At 69.7% G+C, this 6408-nt stretch carries 8 protein-coding genes; all 8 read left to right on the top strand.

What is annotated here, in order from left to right:
- Positions 1-259 precede the first annotated feature (259 nt).
- On the top strand, positions 260-841 hold the full coding sequence (locus JWP60_RS25235; protein WP_299797856.1) for a C40 family peptidase: 582 nt from the start codon (positions 260-262) through the stop codon (positions 839-841).
- A gap of 274 nt (positions 842-1115) precedes the next feature.
- The gene (locus JWP60_RS25230; RefSeq protein ID WP_299797853.1) at positions 1116-1616 is read left to right on the top strand and encodes a (2Fe-2S)-binding protein; all 501 of its coding nucleotides are present in this window, start codon (positions 1116-1118) and stop codon (positions 1614-1616) included.
- Entirely contained in the window at positions 1613-3796 is a 2184-nt protein-coding gene (locus JWP60_RS25225; protein WP_299797850.1) for a molybdopterin cofactor-binding domain-containing protein, read from the top strand. The genes JWP60_RS25230 and JWP60_RS25225 overlap by 4 nt, the downstream gene beginning before the upstream one ends.
- A gap of 5 nt (positions 3797-3801) precedes the next feature.
- A complete protein-coding gene (soxX, locus tag JWP60_RS25220; RefSeq protein ID WP_299797847.1) occupies positions 3802-4239 on the top strand; it encodes a sulfur oxidation c-type cytochrome SoxX in 438 nt (145 codons plus the stop codon).
- A 58-nt stretch (positions 4240-4297) separates the two neighbouring features.
- Positions 4298-4789, top strand: a complete 492-nt coding sequence (locus JWP60_RS25215) for a SoxY-related AACIE arm protein (RefSeq protein ID WP_299797844.1) — start codon at positions 4298-4300, stop codon at positions 4787-4789.
- A 1-nt stretch (position 4790) separates the two neighbouring features.
- Complete coding sequence (locus JWP60_RS25210; RefSeq protein WP_299797841.1) at positions 4791-5111, top strand: thiosulfate oxidation carrier complex protein SoxZ; 321 nt, start codon at positions 4791-4793, stop codon at positions 5109-5111.
- On the top strand, positions 5108-5881 hold the full coding sequence (gene soxA / locus JWP60_RS25205) for a sulfur oxidation c-type cytochrome SoxA (protein ID WP_299797838.1): 774 nt from the start codon (positions 5108-5110) through the stop codon (positions 5879-5881). Before JWP60_RS25210 ends, soxA begins: the two co-directional genes overlap by 4 nt.
- A gap of 32 nt (positions 5882-5913) precedes the next feature.
- Complete coding sequence (locus JWP60_RS25200; RefSeq protein WP_299797835.1) at positions 5914-6399, top strand: pilin; 486 nt, start codon at positions 5914-5916, stop codon at positions 6397-6399.
- Positions 6400-6408: the final 9 nt, after the last annotated feature.

Below are 6408 nucleotides of genomic sequence, written 5' to 3'. Positions count from 1 at the left end.
CGTAGGCTGGGCTGCCGCAGGCACCCCAGCGATCCGGCCGGCAAACGCTGGGGTGCCTGCGGCAGCCCAGCCTACAATGCGGGCCGCCACTGCAGCGACCGGCCCCAGAGCCGGCACTGTGGGCTGGTTCGAAAATTGCTGAGCTTGTGGGACGCTGTCCCCGCGCCCTCCCGCGCCGCTCGCATTTCGATGGCAACAAGAAACGTGCATGAACTCTTCGCTTGACGACCGGCGTCGCCGGACGCTAACCTGCGCGCCCATGATTCGCTGGCTCAGCTTCACGATGCTGGCTGCTGCGTCCGCGGTGGCGCACGCGGCGCCCGCTCCTGACGACGAACTCGGTAACCTGCTGGTCGAAAAGCGCCTGGTCCAGCGGCTCGAGGAAGTCCGCGTGAACATGGCGGGCCGCGTCGCCGAAGGCGCCAGCCACGTCGCGCTCAAGACCTCCGAGCTGGTGGTCAACGCCATGGGCTTCCTGGGCGTGCCCTATCGCAGGGGCGGCAATTCGGTCGAGACGGGCTTTGACTGCAGCGGGTTCGTGCGGGCCATGTACCAGCAGACCGTCGGCCTGATCCTGCCGCGGCGCGCCAACGAACAGGCGGCCGCCACCGCGAAGATCGAGCGGGGCGAATTGCAGCCGGGCGACCTGGTGTTCTTCAACACGCTCAAGCGCGCCTTCAGCCACGTGGGCATCTACGTCGGCAACAACAAGTTCATCCACTCGCCCAAGCCGGGTGCGCAAGTGCGGGTGGAGGACATGGGCATTCCCTACTGGTCTTCGCGCTTCGATGGCGCGCGGCGGGTGCTGATGGCGCCGGCTGCGCAGGCGGCGGCCGAATAGGCTGGCATCCCGGTCTCCTCGGATGTCATCCCGGGCTTGACCCGGGATCCACGCTGCGCCGGTCCGAGCGCCGTCGTGGATCGCGGGTCAAGCCCGCAATGACATCCCCTGGGCGGCAACAACATCCCTTGGGCCGCAATGACATTCCTTCGTCCGCAATGGCGACATCCAGCATAAATTCCCCCACCTAGGCCACATCCCCATGGGGATTACGCGGGGGTGCCTTCACAGGACTTGCGACATACCATGCCCGCGCTACCACCAGGAGAGCGGCATGGCGAGACTGAACGTCAACGGCGCGGTGCGCGAATTCGAGGCAGAGGGTGACACCCCGCTGCTGTGGGCGCTGCGCGAGCAACTGGGGCTGACGGGGACCAAGTACGGCTGCGGCATCGCCGCCTGCGGGGCCTGCACCGTGCACATCGACGGGGTGCCCACGCGCACCTGCGTGCGGCCGATCTCCACCATCGCGCCGAACGCGAAGATCGTCACCATCGAAGGTCTTTCCCCCGACGGCTCGCATCCCGTGCAGCGCGCCTGGGTGGCGCTCGACGTGCCGCAGTGCGGCTACTGCCAGTCCGGCCAGGTGATGGCCGCCGCCGCCCTGCTCAAGGCCAAGCCGACTCCCACCGACACGGACATCGACGAGGCCATGAGCAACATCTGCCGCTGCGGCACCTACAACCGCATCCGCGCGGCGATCCACGCGGTCGCCCGCGGCGACATGAAGAGCGCCGGCCTTGCCATCCAGCACACCGACGGGAGCACGACGTGAGCACCCATCCCACTCTCGATCGCCGCGGCTTCCTCAAGGCCACCGCTGCCACCGGCCTGGTGGTCGGCTTCCATGTGGCCTTCCCCGGCAGCGCCGCGGCACAGGCCGCGCCTCCCGAGATCAATGCCTGGGTCGTCGTGCGGCCGGACGACAGCATCGTGATCCGCGTCGCTCGCTCCGAGATGGGCCAGGGCACGCTCACCGGGCTGGCGCAACTGGTCGCCGAGGAACTGGAAGCGAACTGGGCCCGCGTCAGCACCGAGTACCCCACGCCCGGCCAGAACCTGGCCCGCAAGCGCGTGTGGGGCAACTTCTCCACCGGCGGCAGCCGCGGCATCCGCGAGTCGCAGGAGTACGTGCGCAAGGGCGGTGCAGCGGCGCGCATGATGCTGGTGCAGGCCGCGGCCAACGAGTGGAAGGTGCCGGTGTCCGAACTGCGCGCCGCCAACAGCGTGGTCACCCATGTTCCGAGCGGACGCACTGTCACCTACGGCCATCTCGCGGCGGCGGCAGCGAAGCTCGACGTGCCCACCGAGATCACGCTGAAGGACCCCAGGGACTGGAAGATCGTCGGCAAGCGGCTGGCCCGCCTCGACACGGTCGACAAGGTCACGGGCAAGCAGGTCTATGGCATCGACCTCAAGATGCCCGGCATGGTGCACGCCGCGATCAAGGACTGCCCGGTGTTCGGCGGCAAGGTCAAGAGCGTCAATGAAGCGGCGATCCGGGGTCGCCCCGGCATCAAGAAGATCGTGCGGGTCGGCGACAGCGCCGTCGCCGTCGTGGCCGACACGTGGTGGCGCGCCAAGACCGCCCTCGATGCCCTGCCGATCGAATGGGATGCTGGCCCGAACGCCAAGGAATCGAGTGCCACCGTGGCCGCCATGCTGAAGGCCGGCCTCGACGCACCGCAGGCGGTTGTGGGCAACCAGAACGGCGATGCCAAGGCGGTGCTGGCCGCCGGCGGCCGCGTGTTCGAGGCGGTGTATGCGTACCCGCACCAGAACCACGCGACGATGGAGCCGATGAACGCCACCGCCCGCTGGACACCCGAGCGCTGCGAGGTGTGGACGCCCACGCAGAATGGCGAAGCCGCACTGGCCGCCACGTCGGAAGCCGCGGGGCTGCCGGCGGCGCAATGCGACGTCTACAAGATCCACCTGGGCGGCGGCTTCGGCCGGCGCGGGGCGGTGCACGACTGGGTGCGGCAGGTGGTCGAGATCGCCAAGGAGATGCCGGGCACGCCGGTCAAGCTGCTGTGGACGCGCGAAGAAGACATGCTGCATGGCCGCTACCACCCCATCACGCAATGCAAGATGCGGGCGGCCATCGACCCGCAGGGCAACGTGACGGCGCTGCACATGCGCATCTCGGGGCAGTCGATCCTGGCCGGCATCGCGCCGGAGAACATCAAGGACGGCAAGGACCCGGTGGTGTTCCAGGGCCTCAACCCGCCCGGGCCGGAAGCATCGCTCGGCTACAGCTTCCCCAACCTGCTGATCGACCATGCGATGCGCAACCCGCCCGTGCCTCCGGGCTTCTGGCGCGGCGTGAACCTGAACCAGAACACGATCTACGTCGAGTCCTTCATCGACGAACTGGCGCACGAACTGAAGCAGGATCCGCTAGCCTTCCGCCGCAAGCTGATGGCCAACCATCCCAAGCACCTGGCCGTGCTGAATGCCGTGGCCGATCGCGCCGGCTGGGGCCGTCCGGCAGCTGACGTGAACGGGCAGAAGGTCTATCGCGGCCTGGCGCAGACGATGGGATTCGGCAGCTACGTGGCGGCGTGCGCGGAGGTCTCGGTCGACAAGGAAGGCGAACTGACGGTGCACCGCATCGTTGCCGCCACCGACCCGGGTTACGCGGTGAACCCGCAGCAGATCGAGGCGCAGGTGGAAGGCTCGTTCGCGTATGGCCTGTCGGCCGCGCTGTTCGGCGCCTGTACGCTCAAGGACGGCCGCATGGAGCAGAGCAACTTCGACACCTATCCGGTGGTCCACATGGAGCACATGCCCAAGGTCGAGGCGATCGTGATGCCCAGCGGCGGTTTCTGGGGCGGCGTCGGCGAGCCGACCATCGCGGTGGCCGCACCCGCCGTGCTGAACGCGATCTACGCGGCGACCGGGCAGCGCGTGCGCGAGCTGCCGCTGCGCAACCACAGCCTCAAGCGCACCTGAGCGACGTGCGCAGGCGAGCGGGCGCGACACTGCTGGCCGCCTTCGCCGCGACGGCGGCGGCGCAGGAGCTCGTGCGCTACGAGGTGCAGGGCGACGGCATCCCGCAGCCGCTGGCCGGCCTGCGCGGCGATCCGGCACGCGGCCGCGCCATCGTTGCCAGCAGGCAGACGGGCCTGTGCCTGCTCTGCCACTCCGCGCCCGTGACGGAGGAGCGTTTCCAGGGCAACCTGGCGCCCGACTTGGCGGGCGTGGGCGCGCGCTATAGCGACGCGCAGTTGCGCCTGCGCGTGGTGGACCCGCGCCGGCTCAATCCGACGAGCTTCATGCCGGCGTTCCATAGCGACCAGCACCCGACGCGCGTGGGCGCGCCCTGGGCCGGCAAGCCCATCCTCTCCGCCCAGCAGGTGGAGGACGTGGTCGCCTGGCTGCGGACCTTGCGGTAGGCTTCGCGGCATGGCCAAGCGGCGCGCAAACCTTTCCCTCACCCCAACCCTCTCCCGCATGCGGGAGAGGGAGAGGGAGAAAGAGCAACAGGAGTGGCCGCGCCGCCGGGTGCTCCAGGCGGGCGCGGCCATCGCTGCCCACATGCTGGTCCAGCCCGCGTCCGCGCAAGAGGCTGGTGCGCTCGCTCCCGTCATCGCCGAATTCGCCTCCGGGCAGACCGTGCGCCCCGGCCGCGTCAAGCTCGAGATCGCCCCTCTCGTGGACAACGGCAATGTCGTGCCCATGCGCGTCACCGTCGAAAGCCCCATGAGCGCGGCCGATCACGTGCGCGAGATCGCCGTCTTCAACGAGAAGAATCCGCAGCGCGATGTTGCCCGCTTCACCCTGTCGCCGCGCAGTGGCCGCGCCGACGTCAGCACCCGGATCCGGCTGGCCACCAGCCAGAAGCTGGTAGCGCTGGCGCGCATGAACGACGGCAGCGTCTGGTCCGACAGCGTCGACGTGATCGTGGTGCTGGCCGCCTGCATCGAACCGCCGGAGAGCTCGTGACATGGCCCGCACGCTGATCCAGTTGCCGGCCAGCGCGAAGCGCGGCGAAGTGATCGAGGTGCGCGCGACCATCGCCCACGTCATGGAGACCGGCTACCGCCCCGGCGCCGACGGCCGCATAGCCCCGCGCAACATCCTGCGCCGCTTCATCTGCCGCTATGGCGGCGAGGTGGTGTTCGCGGCCGATCTCTATCCAGCCATCGCCGCCAATCCCTATATCGCCTTTCCCGTGCTGGCCGTCGACAGCGGCACGCTCGAATTCGAATGGCAGGGCGACAACGGCTTCGCGCAGACCGAGCAGCGCCCGCTGCAGGTGACGTGAAGCGCCTTGCGCGCGTGCTCGCCGCGGCCGGCGCGCTCCTGGTGCTGGCCTGCGCGGCGCAGGTCGCCGTCGACCATCGCCGCTCCGGCTTCGAGGACATGAGCCCGGCCACGCAAGCCATGCAGCGCGACGACAGCATGAACCCGGCGATGCTGTTCGTGCAGGAAGGCGAGCCACTGTGGCGCCGCGCGCCCTCTGCCAGCGCCCGCTCGTGCGCCGCCTGCCATGGTGAGCCGGCATCGATGCGCGGCGTGGCCCTGCGCTACCCGGCCTGGGACGAGACGCTGCGCCGGCCCGTGAACCTGGGCACGCGCATCAACCTGTGCCGCGAGCGCCACCAGGGGCAGCCGCCCTGGCCGGCGGAGCACGCGGACCTGCTGGCGCTCGAAGGATTTGTCGCAATGCAATCGCGCGGACTGCCGATCGCCCCCAGCACCGACGCACGCCTCGCGCCCTTCCTCGCGCGCGGCGAGGCGCTGTACCGCGAGCGCATGGGGCAACTCGATCTCTCCTGCGCGCAATGCCACGACGAGCGTGCCGGCGGCAAGCTGGGCGCGGCCCTCATCCCGCAAGGCCAGGCCACCGGCTACCCGATCTACCGGCTGGAATGGCAGGCCATGGGATCGCTGGGCCGACGGCTGCGCGGCTGCATGGGCGGCGTCCGCGCCGAGCCCTTTGCCAGCAACAGCGTGGAGATGGCGGAACTGGAGCTGGTCCTGGCGCAGCGCGCGCTGGGAATGAAGCTGGAGACGCCCGCAGTCCGCCCGTGAGCGCCCCGGGGCGCTGCCTCTATGATCCGCGCATGCACAAGCGACGCAGGGGAGACGGCTTCACGATGCTGGAGCTGATGATGGTGCTGGCCGTGATCGCGGTGCTGGCGCTGATCGCGCTGCCCAGTTATATCGACCGGATCGTGCGGCAGCAGATCGACGAGGCGCTGCCGCTGGCCGACCTGGCCAAGCCGCCAGTGGAGGCCGCGTGGCGCGTGGGCACGCCGCTGCCCCACGACAACGCCGCGGCCGGCCTGCCGCCGCCGGAGAAGATCGTGAACCAGGTCGTGCAGTCGGTGACGCTGGAGGACGGCGCCATCCAGATCCACTTCGGCAATCGCGCGCAGCACTCGCTGCAGGGCAAGACCCTGACGTTGCGCCCCGCAGGCGTGGTCGACGCGCGCATCGTGCCGCTGACGTGGCTGTGCGGGCGGGCCGGTGCGCCGCCGCAGATGACGGCGCAGGGAGAGGACAGGACGAACGTGCCGGGGCCCTATCTGCCGCTGCGGTGCCGGTAGACAGGGCCG

Source organism: Ramlibacter sp. (assembly GCF_028291745.1).
Classification (GTDB): Bacteria; Pseudomonadota; Gammaproteobacteria; order Burkholderiales; family Burkholderiaceae_C; genus Ramlibacter.
Note: the sequence above shows the minus strand (reverse complement) of the source record. Positions and strands in the feature narration are given on the sequence as shown.